The 14,255-nt window shown below is 74.7% G+C and carries 12 protein-coding genes, 1 rRNA gene and 1 pseudogene; 12 read left to right on the forward strand and 2 right to left on the reverse strand.

All coding sequences use genetic code 11. The features are described from left to right. From rrf to OP18_RS14550, 3 genes are all read left to right on the forward strand, one after another. Window positions 1-96 (forward strand): 5S ribosomal RNA (rrf, locus tag OP18_RS52485); the annotation flags it as partial. Between the two features lie 96 nt (window positions 97-192). After that, window positions 193-3,285: a hypothetical protein gene (locus tag OP18_RS62530; protein ID WP_245635381.1), complete on the forward strand. Its 3,093-nt coding sequence runs from the start codon at window positions 193-195 to the stop codon at window positions 3,283-3,285. Continuing rightward, entirely contained in the window at window positions 3,278-4,279 is a 1,002-nt protein-coding gene (locus OP18_RS14550) for an HAD-IIA family hydrolase (protein WP_081970784.1), read from the forward strand. The genes OP18_RS62530 and OP18_RS14550 overlap by 8 nt, the downstream gene beginning before the upstream one ends. Window positions 4,280-4,541: 262 nt before the next feature. Here the strand turns inward: OP18_RS14550 and OP18_RS14555 are convergent, their stop codons facing one another. Continuing rightward, window positions 4,542-4,880 carry an SCP2 sterol-binding domain-containing protein gene (locus OP18_RS14555; RefSeq protein ID WP_033359430.1) on the reverse strand — a complete coding sequence of 113 codons (339 nt, stop codon included), beginning with the start codon at window positions 4,878-4,880 and terminating at the stop codon, window positions 4,542-4,544. A gap of 125 nt (window positions 4,881-5,005) precedes the next feature. Here OP18_RS14555 and OP18_RS14560 point away from each other — a divergent pair, with 125 nt between their 5' ends. The 7 genes and pseudogenes from OP18_RS14560 to OP18_RS62535 form a co-directional block, all read left to right on the forward strand. Then, window positions 5,006-5,626 (forward strand): phasin family protein, encoded by a 621-nt coding sequence (locus OP18_RS14560; protein WP_245635382.1) that lies wholly within the window; start codon window positions 5,006-5,008, stop codon window positions 5,624-5,626. After that, the gene (locus OP18_RS57135; protein WP_156089524.1) at window positions 5,626-5,829 is read left to right on the forward strand and encodes a hypothetical protein; all 204 of its coding nucleotides are present in this window, start codon (window positions 5,626-5,628) and stop codon (window positions 5,827-5,829) included. Before OP18_RS14560 ends, OP18_RS57135 begins: the two co-directional genes overlap by 1 nt. Further along, on the forward strand, window positions 5,829-6,692 hold the full coding sequence (locus OP18_RS14565; RefSeq protein ID WP_081970755.1) for a TlyA family rRNA (cytidine-2'-O)-methyltransferase: 864 nt from the start codon (window positions 5,829-5,831) through the stop codon (window positions 6,690-6,692). The genes OP18_RS57135 and OP18_RS14565 overlap by 1 nt, the downstream gene beginning before the upstream one ends. Further along, on the forward strand, window positions 6,659-7,582 hold the full coding sequence (locus tag OP18_RS14570; RefSeq protein ID WP_052386726.1) for an NAD kinase: 924 nt from the start codon (window positions 6,659-6,661) through the stop codon (window positions 7,580-7,582). Before OP18_RS14565 ends, OP18_RS14570 begins: the two co-directional genes overlap by 34 nt. Before the next feature lie 39 nt (window positions 7,583-7,621). Beyond that, complete coding sequence (gene recN, locus OP18_RS14575; protein WP_033359431.1) at window positions 7,622-9,382, forward strand: DNA repair protein RecN; 1,761 nt, start codon at window positions 7,622-7,624, stop codon at window positions 9,380-9,382. Between the two features lie 486 nt (window positions 9,383-9,868). After that, window positions 9,869-10,693: an MOSC domain-containing protein gene (locus OP18_RS14580; RefSeq protein ID WP_033359432.1), complete on the forward strand. Its 825-nt coding sequence runs from the start codon at window positions 9,869-9,871 to the stop codon at window positions 10,691-10,693. Between the two features lie 51 nt (window positions 10,694-10,744). Then, window positions 10,745-11,203: pseudogene (locus OP18_RS62535) on the forward strand (DedA family protein); the annotation flags it as partial. Between the two features lie 117 nt (window positions 11,204-11,320). On the opposite strand, the gene OP18_RS62540 reads toward OP18_RS62535, so the two are convergent. Next, window positions 11,321-11,713: a PASTA domain-containing protein gene (locus tag OP18_RS62540; RefSeq protein ID WP_081970785.1), complete on the reverse strand. Its 393-nt coding sequence runs from the start codon at window positions 11,711-11,713 to the stop codon at window positions 11,321-11,323. A gap of 15 nt (window positions 11,714-11,728) precedes the next feature. On the opposite strand from OP18_RS62540, the gene steA reads away from it, so the two are divergent. Both steA and OP18_RS14595 read left to right on the forward strand, forming a co-directional pair. Further along, window positions 11,729-12,901 carry a putative cytokinetic ring protein SteA gene (gene steA, locus OP18_RS14590; protein WP_033359433.1) on the forward strand — a complete coding sequence of 391 codons (1,173 nt, stop codon included), beginning with the start codon at window positions 11,729-11,731 and terminating at the stop codon, window positions 12,899-12,901. A 57-nt stretch (window positions 12,902-12,958) separates the two neighbouring features. Beyond that, window positions 12,959-13,912 carry a copper transporter gene (locus OP18_RS14595; RefSeq protein ID WP_033359434.1) on the forward strand — a complete coding sequence of 318 codons (954 nt, stop codon included), beginning with the start codon at window positions 12,959-12,961 and terminating at the stop codon, window positions 13,910-13,912. The last annotated feature ends 343 nt before the right edge of the window (window positions 13,913-14,255 follow it).

Below are 14,255 nucleotides of genomic sequence, written 5' to 3' on the forward strand. Positions count from 1 at the left end.
GAAACGCCCGGTCCCATTCCGAACCCGGAAGCTAAGCCCTCCAGCGCCGATGGTACTGCACCCGAGAGAGTGTGGGAGAGTAGGACGCCGCCGGACAAATTTTCGATTAAGGGCCGCCCTTCATGGGGCGGCCCTTAATTCGTTTACCGGGTCGAGTGCATGCAGCGCACCCCGGTCGGGAAGGATGAAGTCGTGACTGCAGGACCCAACGACCGCGACAACCAGGGCGGCCAGGACCGCGGCGAGCGCGCCGGCTCCGGCGACCGCAAGCCTCGTTGGACCGGTGCCGACCGCGACCGCGGATCGTCTTCGAGCTCCCGAACCCCGCGCGACGGCGGCGACCGCTCCGGCGGGTACCGCGACCGTGACGGCGGACCCCGCACCGGTGGGACCGGTGGCGGGTACCGTTCCGGCGACCGGACGACCGGCGGTGACCGTTCCGGAGGGTACCGTTCCGGCGGCTACGGATCGGGTGACCGCCCCGGCTACCGCGACGGCGGCGACCGCTCCGGCGGCGGATACCGGCCTCGCGAGGGCGGGGACCGTTCCGGTGGGTACCGCCCACGGGAAGGCGGCGACCGGCCCGGCGGCTTCCGCGACCGCGAAGGCGGCGGCGGTTTCCGCGACCGTGACGGCGGATCGGGTGGCTTCCGCAACCGGGACGGCGGCCCGCGCGAGGGTGGCTTCCGCGGCGACCGTGGCGAACGGGGCGACCGGCAGGGCGGGTTCCGGCCCGGCGGCGCCGGCGGCGGGTACCGCTCCAGCGGCGACCGGCCCGGGTTCCGCGACGGTGAGCGGTCCGGCGGGTTCCGCGACGGTGGTCCGCGCGGTGACCGCGGCGACCGCGGCGAGCGGCCCGGTGGTGCCGGCGGGTTCCGCGGTGGCAGCGGCGGTGGGTTCCGTGACCGCGAGGGCGGTGGGTTCCGCGACCGCGATGGCGGTTCGGGCGGGTTCCGCAGCGGTGGGTTCCGTGACCGTGACGGTGGCCCGCGCGGTGACCGTGGTGACCGGCCGGGCGGCTCCGGCGGCTTCCGGGGAGGTAGTGGCGGCGGTTTCCGCGACCGTGACGGCGCCCCGCGTGGCGACCGGCCCAGTGGCTTCCGCGACCGCGAGGGCGGCGGGTTCCGCGACCGCGACGGTGCGCCGCGTGGCGAGCGCCCCGGCGGCTTCCGCGACCGTGACGGCGCTCCCCGTGGTGACCGGCCCGGTGGCTTCCGCGACCGTGACGGCGCCCCGCGTGGCGAGCGCCCCGGTGGTTTCCGCGACCGTGAGGGCGGCGGCTTCCGCGACCGCGAGGGCGGCCGTGGGGACCGTCCGCCGTTCCGGGACAACGCTTCCCGCGGTGACCGTCCCGGGTTCCGCGACGGTGGCCCGCGTGGTGACCGCGGGGACCGGCCCGGCTTCCGCGACGGTGGGGGCGGCGGGTTCCGTGACCGGGACGGTGGCCCCCGTGGCGACCGGCCGACCGGTGACCGGCCGCCGTTCCGCGACAACGCTTCCCGTGGCGACCGGCCCGGGTTCCGCAGCGGGGGCGACCGTGGCGACCGGCCCGGCTTCCGCAGCGGGGGCGACCGGGGAGACCGTCCCGGGTTCCGTGACGGTGGTCCGCGTGGCGACCGGCCCGGTGGCGGGTTCCGCGACCGGGACGGCGGCCCGCGTGACGGCGCGCCGCGCGAGGGTGGGTTCCGTGACGGTGGGCCCCGTGGCGGGTTCCGCGACCGTGACGGTGGCGACCGGCCGGCGTACCGCGACCGCGGCGACCGTCCGGGCGGCGACCGCTTCGGCGGACGTGACGGCGGACGTGACGGCGGACGTGACGGCGGCCCGCGTGGCGACCGGCCCGGTGGCTTCCGGGACCGGGACGGCGGCCCGCGTGGCGACCGGCAGGGAGGGTTCCGCGACCGGGACAGCGGCACCCGTGGCGACCGGCCCGGTGGCTTCCGGGACCGGGACGGCGGCGCCCGCGGCGAGCGGCCCGGGGGGTACCGCGGCCGCGACGACCGGCCCGGCTACCGCGATCGTGGTGAGCGGCCCGGTGGGTACCGTGACCGCGACGCCGGTGGGCGGGGTGCTGGGTTCCAGCGGCCCGAGGGGTTGCGGCGCGACGACGCCGGGGGGTACCGGCCGCGGCAGAGCGACCCCGGGTTCGTGGCTGAGGAGATCGAGGGCGAGGAGACGGTCAGCCGGGTCGCCGACCCGGTGCTCGCCGACGACATCGACCCGTCGGAGCTGGACCGTGAGGTGCGCAGCGAGCTGAGCTCCCTGGCGCGGCCCGTCGCGGAGGAGGTCGCGCGGCGGCTCGTGGCGACCGGGCAGCTCATCGACGACGACCCGGAGCTGGCCCTGGCGCACGCGCTCGTCGCGCGGCGGAAGGCGTCGCGGATCGCGGTGGTGCGGGAGGCGGCCGGGCTGGCCGCGTACCACGCCGGGGAGTGGCAGACGGCGCTCGGGGAACTGCGGACGTACCACCGGATGACGGGACGGCAGACGCACATCGCCGTCATCGCCGACTGTGAGCGGGCGCTCGGGCGGCCGGAGAAGGCGATCGACCTGTTCCGCACCGCGGACCGGGAGAAGCTGACCGCGGAGGAGATCGTCGAGCTGCTCATCGTCGCCGCCGGGGCGCGGGGCGACATGGGGCAGCACGACGCGGCCGTGGCGATGCTGCAGGTGCGTGAGCTGACGTCGGCGCCCGAGGCGGTGTGGGCGGCGCGGCTGCGGTACGCGTACGCCGACGCCCTCCTGCGCGCCGGCCGGCGGGAGGAGGCGCGTGAGTGGTTCGCGCGCGCCGCCGACCTCGACGAGGACCTGGCCACCGACGCGGCGGAGCGGCTCCTCGAGCTCGACGGCATCGTCCTGGACGGTGACGAGGACGACGAGGACCTCGACGAGCCCCGCGCCGCCGGCGACGCGGACGCCGAGGACGCCGAGGACGCGGACGACTACGACGACGAGGACGACGAGGACGACCGCGACCAGGACGACGAAGACGACTACGACGACGAAGACGACGCGGACGACGAGGACGCGGACGACTACGACGACGAAGACGACTACGACGACGAGGACGACGAGGACGACGACGTAGACGACGGCGCGGACGACTACGACGACGACCACGCTGACGACGACCGTGACGGTGACGTCCCGGCCGCCGCTGAGGGCGACGAGGAGTCGGCCGGCGGTGGGCGTACCGGCGAGGACGACGACGAAGCCGACGACGACCGTGACGGCGACGTCGAGCCCCCGGCCGGCCCCCGCGGCGACGGGACCGCGCGTGGCTGACCCGGCGGCCGGCCCGGCCGGCGACCTGGTCAGCCACTACGACCTGGTCATCTTTGACCTCGACGGGGTGCTGTACCTGGTCGACCAGGTCATCCCGGGTGCCGCGGAGGCGTGTGCGCAGCTGCGTGAACGGGGGATCCCGAGCGCGTACGCGACGAACAACGCCTCGCGGCTGCCCGGGGACGTGGCGGCGCTGCTGACCAGGATCGGCATCCCCGCCGACGTGCGGGAGGTGGTCACGTCGGCGCACGCGACGGCGTTGCTGCTGGCGGAGCGGTTCGCGGCGGGCACGCCCGTGCTCATCCTCGGCGCGCCCGCGCTGCAGGAGGAGGTCAGGGCCGTCGGCCTGCGACCGGTCACGGCGGCCGAGGAGGCCGAGGTGGTCGTGCAGGGGTACGGGCCCGACGTCGCCATGCGGGACCTCGCCGACGCGTCGGTCGCGATCCGGGCCGGCGCGACGTGGATCGCGACGAACGCGGACAAGACGCTGCCGTCACCGCGCGGGCCGCTGCCCGGCAACGGCTCGCTGGTCGTGGCGCTCGCCACGGCCCTCGGCAGGCAGCCGGACACGATCGTGGGCAAGCCCGACCCGACGCTGTTCCTCGAGGCGGCGCGGGAACGGGCGGCCACCCACCCGATCGTCGTCGGCGACCGGCTCGACACGGACATCGAGGGCGCGTACCGGGCCGGCATGGACAGCCTGCTCGTCCTCACCGGGGTCAGCGACGCCGCCGAGCTGCTCGCCGCGCCCGTGGAGCGGCGGCCGACGTTCGTCGCCGAGGACCTCGGTGGGCTGTTCGAGGCGCCGCCGGCGGCCGGGACGAACCAGTGGCGGGTCGACGACCACGGCGACCGGTGGGAGCTGACCGGCGACGGCCGGCGCGTGGACGCCCTCAAGGCGCTGTGCGCGGTGGCGTGGGCGGCCGGCGAGGTGCGGCCCGTCACGGCGGCGGGTGAGGCGGCGGAGGCCGCGTTGAGCTGGATGAAGCTGTAGCGGGCGGCGGCCGGCTCCGCTGACACCGGGGCCGGCCCGCCGGCGACGCACCGACCTGCCGTCGCCGGCGGGGACCCGCGCGTGGGCGGGCCGCGAAACAAGGCCCGCCGGAACAGCACCGCGAAACAAGAGCCGCGGAACACAGCGCCGCGGAACACAGCGCCGCGGAACACAGCGCCGCCGGGACGACGGCGCGCCGGGGAAACGAGACCTGGCGGCCCGCCGCGCGAAGCGCAGACGCAGACGTCGGCGTCCGCCCAGGTCAGAGCAGCTTGCGCAGCTTCAGCAGGTCGAACACCCCGGCGTCGATCTTGATCCGGCCGCTGGTCCAGGCCTGCATCACGTTCAGCTCGCCGTTGACCAGCGCGACCAGGTCGTCGCTCGTCGACGTGAGCTTGATCTTCGCGCGGGGGTCGTCGCCCTCGGTCAGGCCGGAGATCTGCCCGCCCTGCAGCTGCCCGTGGAACGCCACGTTCAGGTCCGTGACCCGGCAGGCGAGGGAACGGTCGAAGTCCAGCTTCTCCCGGGCCGCCGCCGCGTTCTCGGCGAGGCGCGTCGCGAGCTTCTCCAGCGCCGCGCGGCACTCGTCAACCGTGGCCATGATTCCCCCGTTTCCCTGCATCCAAATGTCCAATGCGGACACTTGGATTGTGACCGTACCGTACGGCGTCACGGACCGCCCGGTAGCGTGAACAGCGGTACACCACTTGGAGGAGAGGCGCAACCATGGCGCAGGAAGCCTGGCGGGCATACCTGGAACTGGCCTACGGCATGACCGAGGCGACGACCAAGAAGGCCACCAAGACCGTCCGCCAGCTCGTCGGCCGCAGCGGTGCGACGGCCGAGCAGCTGCAGGCGATGGCCGAGGACCTACTGAAGGCCGGCACCGCCAACCGGGAGGCGGTGACCAAGCTCGTGCGGTACGAGCTGGACCGCGCCCTCGGCGCCGTCGGTCTCGCCACGGCCGAGGAGGTCGCGGCGCTGACCAGCCGCGTGCACGAGCTCGAGGCGCAGCTCAAGGCCGCCTCCGCGGCGGCCGCGGCGAAGATCTCGGCGGTCGAGCCGGAGCCGGCGCTGCCGGTCGGCGCCGAGGTCGTCGAGCCCGACGCCACCGCGTCGCCGGCGGTGGCCGCGGCGAAGAAGACGGTCGCCAAGAAGACCGTGGCGAAGAAGACGGTGGCGAAGAAGGCGGCCCCTGAGCCGGTGCCCGCCGCGCCCCTGCCGCCGGTCAAGCGCAGCGGCCCGGCGAAGAAGGCGGCGGCGAAGGCCGCGGTCGAGAAGATCGCCGAGGCGTCCGACGTGGCGCCTGTGAAGAAGGCCACGCCGCGGAAGCGGGCGTCGTCCTGATGAGCACCACCGCAGGTCCCGTGCCTGGTCCGCAGCCCGGGCCGGTGCCCGGTCCGCCGGGTGCCGCGGCGCTCGGGCGGGTCGAGGCGGCGGTCGAGGCCCTCAACGGGGTAGCGTCGCTGCCGTTGCAGCGGCAGGTCTCGGTGTACGCCGACGCCCACCGCACCCTGCAGGAGACGTTGGGCACGATCGAGGAACGGTGATGGCGCGGCGGACACGACTCGATGCCGAGCTGGTGCGCCGCGGCCTGGCCCGTTCGAGGGAGCAGGCGGCCGCGTTGATCGCCGACGGGCGCGTCGAGGTGCGGGGCGTCCCGGCCGGGAAGGCCGCCGCCCAGGTCGACCCGGCCGACGCGGTCCGCGTCCTGGGCGAGCCCGCCGGCGACGAGTACGTGTCCAGGGGCGGGCACAAGCTCGCCGGGGCGTTGACGGCGTTCGGGGCGCTGGCCGTACAGGGGCGGCGGTGTCTCGACGCGGGGGCGTCGACCGGCGGGTTCACCGACGTGCTGCTGCGCCGCGGGGCCGCGTCCGTAGCGGCGGTCGACGTCGGCTACGGGCAGATCGCCTGGTCACTGCGCACCGACGCCAGGGTGACGGTGATCGAGCGCACCAACGTGCGCACCCTGACCCCGGACGTGATCGGCGGGCCCGCCGACCTGACCGTGGCCGACCTGTCGTTCATCTCGTTGCGGCTGGTACTGGCAGCGCTCGCCGACTGCACGGCACCCGACGGTGACCTGGTGCCGATGGTGAAGCCGCAGTTCGAGGTCGGCCGGGAGCGGGTCGGCGACGGCGGTGTGGTGCGCGACCCGGCGCTGCGGGCGGAGGCGGTCCTCGACGTGGCGGCCGCCGCCGCGCAGCTCGGCCTCGGCGTCGCCGGGGTGACGGTCAGCCCGCTGCCCGGCCCGTCGGGCAACGTCGAGTTCTTCCTCTGGCTGCGCCGCGACGCGCCGCCGGTGTCACCCGAAGCGGGCGTGAGCGGGCCGGAGCGCAGCGGAGGAGCCGCGAACCATGGGCGCAGTGTTGGCTCACGGTGGCGCCGGAGCGCAGCGGAGGTGACGGCGTGAGCGACCGGGAAGCGCTACTGGTCACGCACACCGGCAAGCGCAGCAACAACGAACATGCCAGGACCGTCGCCGCGGACCTGCTCGCCGCCGGGTTCACCGTCCGGGTGCTCGCCGAGGAGGCCGGTGAGCTGGACATCCCGCGGGCCGTGCCGGTGAGCGGGGAGACCGCGGCGCAGGGCGTGGAGATCGTGTTCGCCCTCGGCGGCGACGGCACCCTGCTGCGTGCGGCGGAGCTGGCCCGGCCGGCGATGGCGCCGCTGCTCGGCATCAACCTCGGCAAGGTCGGGTTCCTCGCCGAGGCCGAGATCGGCGACGTCGACAAGGCCGTCCGGGAGGTCGTCGAGGGCACGTACAGCGTCGACGAGCGGCTCACCGTCGACGTGTTCGCCGAGCACGACGGCCGGCCCGTCGGCTCGTCCTGGGCGCTCAACGAGGTCACGGTCGAGAAGGGCGCCCGGGAGAAGATGCTGGAGCTGCTCGTCGAGGTCGACGGGCGGCCCCTGTCCCGGTACGGCTGCGACGGTGTCGTGTGCGCCACGCCGACGGGTTCGACGGCGTACGCGTTCTCCGCCGGCGGGCCGGTCGTCTGGCCGGAGCTGGAGGCGCTGCTGCTGGTGCCGATCAGCGCGCACGCCCTGTTCAGCCGGCCGCTCGTCATCGCGCCGTCGTCGACGATCACGGTGAACGTCGAGCCGTTCACCAGCTTCGCGCTGCTGTCCTGCGACGGCCGGCGGGTCATGGACCTCGCCCCGGGATCGACGGTCACCGTGCGGCGCGGCGCGCTCCCCGTTCGGGTGGTCCGTCTGCGTGAGCGACCCTTCACCGACCGCCTCGTGGCGAAGTTCGGGCTGCCGGTCGATGGTTGGAGACACAACAAACGGCACGGCTGAGTGGAGAAGTGTCGTACCCCGCGGCTAGTGTCTCTGACTGTGCTGGAGGAACTCCGCATCACCGGACTCGGCGTGATCGAAGACGCCACACTGCCCCTTGGCCCGGGCCTGACCGTCATCACCGGCGAGACAGGCGCGGGTAAGACCATGGTCGTGACCAGCCTCGGTCTGCTGTTCGGCGGTCGCGCCGACGCCGGCCGGGTCCGCGCCGACCCCGGCCGCGCCACCGTCGACGGCCGGCTCACGCTGCCCGCGCACCTGCGCGCCGCGGTCGAGAGCCGCATCGTGGACGCCGGCGCCGAGGTCGACGACGACGGCACCCTGCTGATGAGCCGCACCGTCACGGTCGAGGGCCGTTCCCGGGCGCACGTCGGCGGCCGCACCGTGCCCGTCGCGGTCCTCGGCGAGGTCGGCGAGCGGGTGTTCGCGCTGCACGGCCAGTCCGACCAGCTGCGGCTGCTGCGCCCCGCCGAGCAGCGCGCCGCCCTGGACCGTTACGCGGGGCCGGAGCACGAGAAGCTGCTCGGGCGGTTCGCCGAGCTGTACAGCCGTTGGCGCGCCGTCGAGGACGACCTCGCCGACCGCCGCGCCAACGCCAGGCAGCGCAGCCAGGAGGCAGACCTGCTGCGGCTCGGGCTCGACGAGATCAGCCGGGTCGACCCGCAGCCGGGCGAGGACGAGCTGCTGCGCGAGGAGGCCCAGCGGCTCGAGCACGTCGAGGGCCTGCGCAGCGCCGCGCAGCTGGCGCACGTGTCGCTGACCGGCACCGGCGACGGCGGCGACGACGTCGCCGACGTGCTGAGCCTGCTGTCGACGGCCCGGCGGACCCTCGAGGCGCAGACGGGCGTCGACCGGGTCCTCGGCGAGCTCGCCGCCCGCCTCGACGAGGTCGCCACCCTCGCCGGTGACGTGTCGACGGAGCTCGGCAGCTACCTCGCGTCCCTCGACGCCGACCCGGGCCGCCTCCAGGAGGTGTATGAGCGACGCGCCGCCCTGCGCGCCCTCACCCGCAAGTACGCGGAGGACGTCGACGGCGTGGTCGCCTGGGCCGACCGGGCCCGCGCCAAGCTCGAGCAGCTCGACACGTCCGACGAGCTGCTCGAGGAGCTGGACAAGGAGCGGCGCCGCCTGCACGGCGAGGTCGCCGAGCTTGCCGCGGCGCTGTCCGCGGCCCGGCAGGAGGCGGCCGGCAGGTTCGCCGCCGACGTGACCGTCGAGCTGGCCGGCCTGGCCATGCCGCACGCCCGCATCCACGTGGTCGTCGCCCCGAAGCCGGCTGGCGGCGGCCCCACCGTCCCCACCGCCGGCGGCGCCGAGGCCGGTGTCGGTCCCGACGGCGCCGACGACATCGAGCTGCGGCTCCTGCCGCACCCCGGTGCCCCCGCCCAGCCGCTGCAGAAGGGCGCGTCCGGCGGTGAGCTGTCCCGGGTCATGCTCGCCATCGAGGTCGTCTTCGCCGGTGTCGGCGGCCCGCCCACCCTGGTCTTCGACGAGGTCGACGCCGGTGTCGGCGGCACGGCCGCGGTCGAGATCGGCAAGCGGCTCGCTCGGCTGGCCCGCGACCACCAGGTCCTCGTCGTGACGCACCTGCCGCAGGTGGCTGCGTTCGCCGACCGGCACCTCGTGGTCGCCAAGGACACCGGCGGCGCCGTCACCACCAGCGGCGTGCGGGTCGTCGAGCACACCGACCGGGCCCGCGAGCTGGCCCGCATGCTGGCCGGCCTGCCGGACTCGGACCTCGGCATCGCGCACGCGGAGGAGCTGCTGTCGGTCGCCGACCGCGAGAAGTCCCACCCCTGACGGCCGCCCGGCGCTCCGCCTGACGGGGCGCCGGTGCCGTGCCTGCCGGGGAGGTCGATGGCGGCCTGCCCGGGGCGCCGATGCGGTGTCTGCCCTCGGGCATCGACGGTGGCCTGACCGGTGGCCTGACCGGTGGCCTGACGGTGGTCTGAGGGGTCGCGGACCGGCCGGGTGCCGTGGCGGTCCGGCCGGGTGCGGTCGGGGGTGGCGCGTGGGGATTGGCGCCGCCGTTGACGTCGACGTGGGCCTTGACGTTGGACCCTGCCCAGGTCCGCGCCACGGTGGTGTCCGCCGGCGGTGAGAGGCCATGGTGCCGGCCGTCTCGCGGGTGGCGGCGGCCCCGGTGTCGCGCTGCCGTCCAGGAGCGTCGCCGTCCAGGAGTGTCGCCGTCCAGGAGTGTCGCCGTCCAGGAGTGTCGCCGGCCAGGAGTGTCGCCGGCCAGGAGTGTCGTGGGGCCGGAGGTACAGCGTCCGGCGCAGGCAAGGGATGGGGGAGCCCGTGCGGGTGGTGGAGCTGTGGCGGTTCCCGATGAAGTCCGCGGGAGGGGAGCGCCTCGACGCGGCAGAGATCACCGCGGACGGTCTCGTGGGGGACCGGCGGTGGGCGTGCCTCGACGAGGACGGGGTCGTGGTCAGCGCGAAACAGCCGCGGCTCTGGGAGCGGCTGCTGCGGGTCACCGTCGCCGGCGGCACGGTGCGGCTGCCCGACGGCAGGACCGCGGCCCTCGCCGCGACCGACGGCGCGGGCGGGGACACGGACGCCGGGGCGTTGTTGTCGTCGTGGCTGGGACGGCGGGTGACGGTGACCGACGTCGTGCCGGACGGGGCGGTGCTGCACCGGTTCTGGCCGCGGGAGCCCGGCATGATCCCGACCTGGGCGGCTGGCGCCGAGGCCGGAAGTGACGTGCTCAGCGTGATCGGCAGCGGCAGGTTCCACGACTTCGGGGCCGTGCACGTCGTGACGACCGGCGCCCTGGCGCGGCTCGGGGAGGTGCACGGGGCGGCCGTCGACCACCGGCGGTTCCGGCCGAACCTGCTGCTCGACCTGCCCGGCGACCCGGCGCCCGGCGGTGTGGTGGAGATCGGCGGGGTGCGGCTGCGGGTGCTGGTGCCGACGCCGCGGTGCGTGGTCCCGTCGCTGGGGCACGGCGGCGGCGCGGGGGACACCGGACTGTTGCGGACGCTCGCCCGGCACTACCGGATGCCGGTCGGGGACTTCGGCACCGCGGCGTGCTTCGGCTGGTACGCCACCGTCGAGCGGCCCGGGCGCGTCGAGGCCGGACAGGCTGGACGTATCGAAATCGACGGGTGACGGTCGCCCCGGCGACGGTCGGTGTTCGGTCCGTCGCGGGACAGTCGGGCGATGCGGGACCTGGTGGAGTCGGTCGCGGCGACGCCGTGGGTGGTGCTGGTCGTGTTCGTGGTGGCCGCGCTGGACGCGGTCGTGCCGTTGTCGCCGAGCGAGTCGACGCTGATCGCGGTCGCGGTGGTGTCGGCGCAGGCGGGGCGGCCGGCGATCTGGCTGGTGATCGTCGCGGCGGCGGCCGGGGCGTTCGCCGGGGACGTCGCGTCGTTCCGGATCGGGGTCCGGGCCGGGGCCGGCGTGCTGCGGCGGCTGCGGACCGGCCGGCGGGGGCCGCGGGTGTACGCCTTCGCCCACCGCACCCTGACCAGCCGCGGCGGGCAGGTGCTCGTGTTCGCGAGGTACCTGCCCGGCGGCCGGTCCGCCTCGGCGCTCGCCGCCGGCGTCGTCGGCTACCCCGCCGGGCGCTTCCAGGCGTGGACGGCCCTCGGGGTGAGCGTGTGGGCGGGCACGGCCGGGCTCATCGGGTACGCGAGCGGCCGGTTCCTCGACGGGCGGCCCTGGCAGGCGCTGCTGCTCGCCTATGCCGCCGCCGCGCTGCTGCTGGTGCTCGCCGAGGTGCTCAGGCGGGTCACGTCACGGTACGCCGACGAGGAGGTTCACCCTGGTCCCGCGGGGGGCGACGGTGAGGGGGAGGGTCGACTGCTCCAGCACGATCATGCTGCCGCTGGGGCCGACCTCGCGGATGACGCCGAGCTCGAGGCCGGCGGCACGCAGCTCCGTGGCGGCCTCGGTGGGCGACTTGCCGGTGAGGTTGGGCACGAGGGTCAGGCTGATCGAGGAGAGGTTCACTGCGGCACTCCTTCCGATTGGCACACCGACAAGAGGCATCCGGAGCCGTCGTGAATACGCGCGGAATGTGTCGCCTGGCTGACACTCGCAGAGGGTGACGGGGGTCACCCTCTGCCCGAAAAGTGGCGTTCCACCTGCTAGTGGACATGTCGCGCGCGGCTTTTGTCGGGGGGTCATGCCAGGATGGTTGAGATGCGACTTCCAACCTTGCGCCGCACCCGGCCCGCCGAGCCGGGTGTCATCGGTGGCGTCGTGCGGCTGGATCGGCGGACCAAACGCTTGGTGGGGCGGCTGCGTCCGGGCGAGATCGCGGTCATCGACCACGTCGACCTCGACCGTGTGGCGGCCGACTCGCTCGTCGCGGCCGGGGTCGCGGCGGTGCTCAACGCGAAGCCGTCGGTGTCGGGTCGCTACCCCAACCTGGGGCCGGAAGGCCTGATCAAGGCGGGTATCCCGCTCGTCGACGACCTCGGCGAGGAGCTGTTCGAGCGGCTGCGCGAGGGTGACACGGTGCGCGTCGAGGGCGACACCGTCTATGTCGGTGACGACGCGGTCGCCAAGGGGCAGCGGCAGGACGCCGAGACGGTCGCGCTGTCGATGGCCGACGCCCGCGAGGGCCTGTCGGTGCAGCTGGAGGCGTTCGCCGCCAACACGATGGAGTATCTGAAGCAGGAGCGCGCGCTGCTGCTCGACGGCGTCGGCGTGCCCGAGATCCAGACCGAGATCGCCGGGCGGCACTGCCTGATCGTGGTCCGCGGCTATGACTACAAGGCCGACATCGACGTGCTGCGGCCCTACATCCGCGAGTACAAGCCCGTGCTCATCGGGGTCGACGGCGGCGCCGACGCGCTCGTCGAGGCCGGCTACACCCCGGACATGATCATCGGTGACATGGACTCGGTCTCCGACGACGTGCTGCGCTGCGGCGCCGAGGTGGTCGTGCACGCCTACCCGGACGGGCGGGCGCCGGGGCTGGCCCGCGTGCAGCGGCTCGGTGTCGAGGCGATCACCTTCCCGGCGGCCGCGACCAGCGAGGACATCGCGATGCTGCTCGCCGACGAGAAGGGCGCGTCACTGCTGGTGGCGGTCGGCACCCACAACACCCTGATCGAGTTCCTCGACAAGGGTCGCGGCGGCATGGCCTCCACCTTCCTCACCCGGCTCAAGCTGGGTGGCAAACTGGTCGACGCGAAGGGCGTCAGCCGGCTCTACCGGCAGAGCCTGTCGGGCTCGTCGCTGGTGCTGCTGCTGGCCTCGGCGATCGCCGCGATGGCCGCGGCCCTGGCCGTGACCACGATCGGCCGGGCCTACCTGAGCGTCATCGCCGAGTGGTGGGACAACCTGATCTTCACGCTGTTCTCCTAGCGCTGTTCTCCTGGCGCTGGTGTCCGGCGCTGCTTCTCCTGGACGGGACCGTTTCCTGTGATCAACTTCCGGTACCACGTGGTGTCGCTGGCCGCCGTCTTCCTGGCACTGGCCATCGGCCTCGTCGTCGGGACCGCGGCGGCGAACGGGCCGCTGGCCGACGACCTCAACAACCAGGTCAACAAGATCACTGACGAGAAGGAGCAGCTGCGCGACGACCTGGACCAGTCGCGGGCGGAGCTGAAGAAGAACTCGGACTTCGCCACCGAGGTCGCCCCGATGCTGCTCAACGGCAAGCTCGCCGGCCGCACCGCCCTGCTGGTGAAGATCGACGGCAGTGACAAGGACGTCGACACGGCCGCCGACGGCATCGCCGCCATGCTGCAGACCGCCGGCGCCAAGCTCACCGGCACCGTCACGGTCAAGGAGAAGTTCACCGCCGCCGCCAGCGACAACACGCTGCTGGACCTCGCCGAGTCCTCGGCGCCGCCGGCGATCAGCGGCGCCCTGCCCAACAACGGCAAGGGCCAGGAGACCTCCGCCGCCCTGCTCGCCGCGGTCCTCGTCGCCGACAAGCCCGGCACCCCGCAGGTCGACGGGGCCCGCGCGGTGCTGTCGGCGTACCAGTCCGGCGGGTACATCGGCCTCGACGGCGACCTGAAGACCCCCGCCGACGTGGTCATCGTCGTCGCCGGCGCGCCCGCCACCGGCAAGGACGCCAAGGAGCGCAACGCCGCCGCGCTGACCGTGGTGAGCCGCCTCGACGTCGCGCTCGCCGGTGACGTCGTCGTGGCCGGCCTGTCCGCCAACGGCCTCGTGTCCTCGGTCCGCGACGACGCCTCCATCGCCAAGGACGTGTCCACCGTCGACAACGCCTTCACCGCGTACGGCCAGGTCGCCGCCGTCATGGCCCTCGTCGAACGGCTCGGCGGCAAGACCGGCCACTACGGCATCGGCAACGGCGCCACCAGCCTGCTGCCCAAGACCGCGAGCGTGACCAGTGGTTCGTAAGCTGCTCGCCGCCGCCGCGGGGGCGGCCACCGCCCGGGCCGTGCTGCGTGAGCTGCGCGGCCTGCCGGCCCTGGACCGCACCAACTTCCGCGGCCGCACCGTCTCCCTCGCCGGCGGCCCCGCCCTCGCCGCCGGCGCCGCCGCGGGCGCGTTCCTCGGCGCCGCCGGCAGGTCGTCCAAGACCGGCGCCGGGCGTGACCGCCGCGCCGCAGCGAAGCGCGCGGCGGCGGCCGGCGGCGCGGCGCCGCTCGAAACGGCGCGCCGTGACCAGGTCGGGCGCCACGGCGCCGGCCACGCGGCGACCGGCCACTGGGACAGGCCCGCACCTGGCGCGGCGGACCTC

This window comes from Dactylosporangium aurantiacum (assembly GCF_000716715.1).
In the GTDB taxonomy this organism is placed as follows: Bacteria; Actinomycetota; Actinomycetes; order Mycobacteriales; family Micromonosporaceae; genus Dactylosporangium; species Dactylosporangium aurantiacum.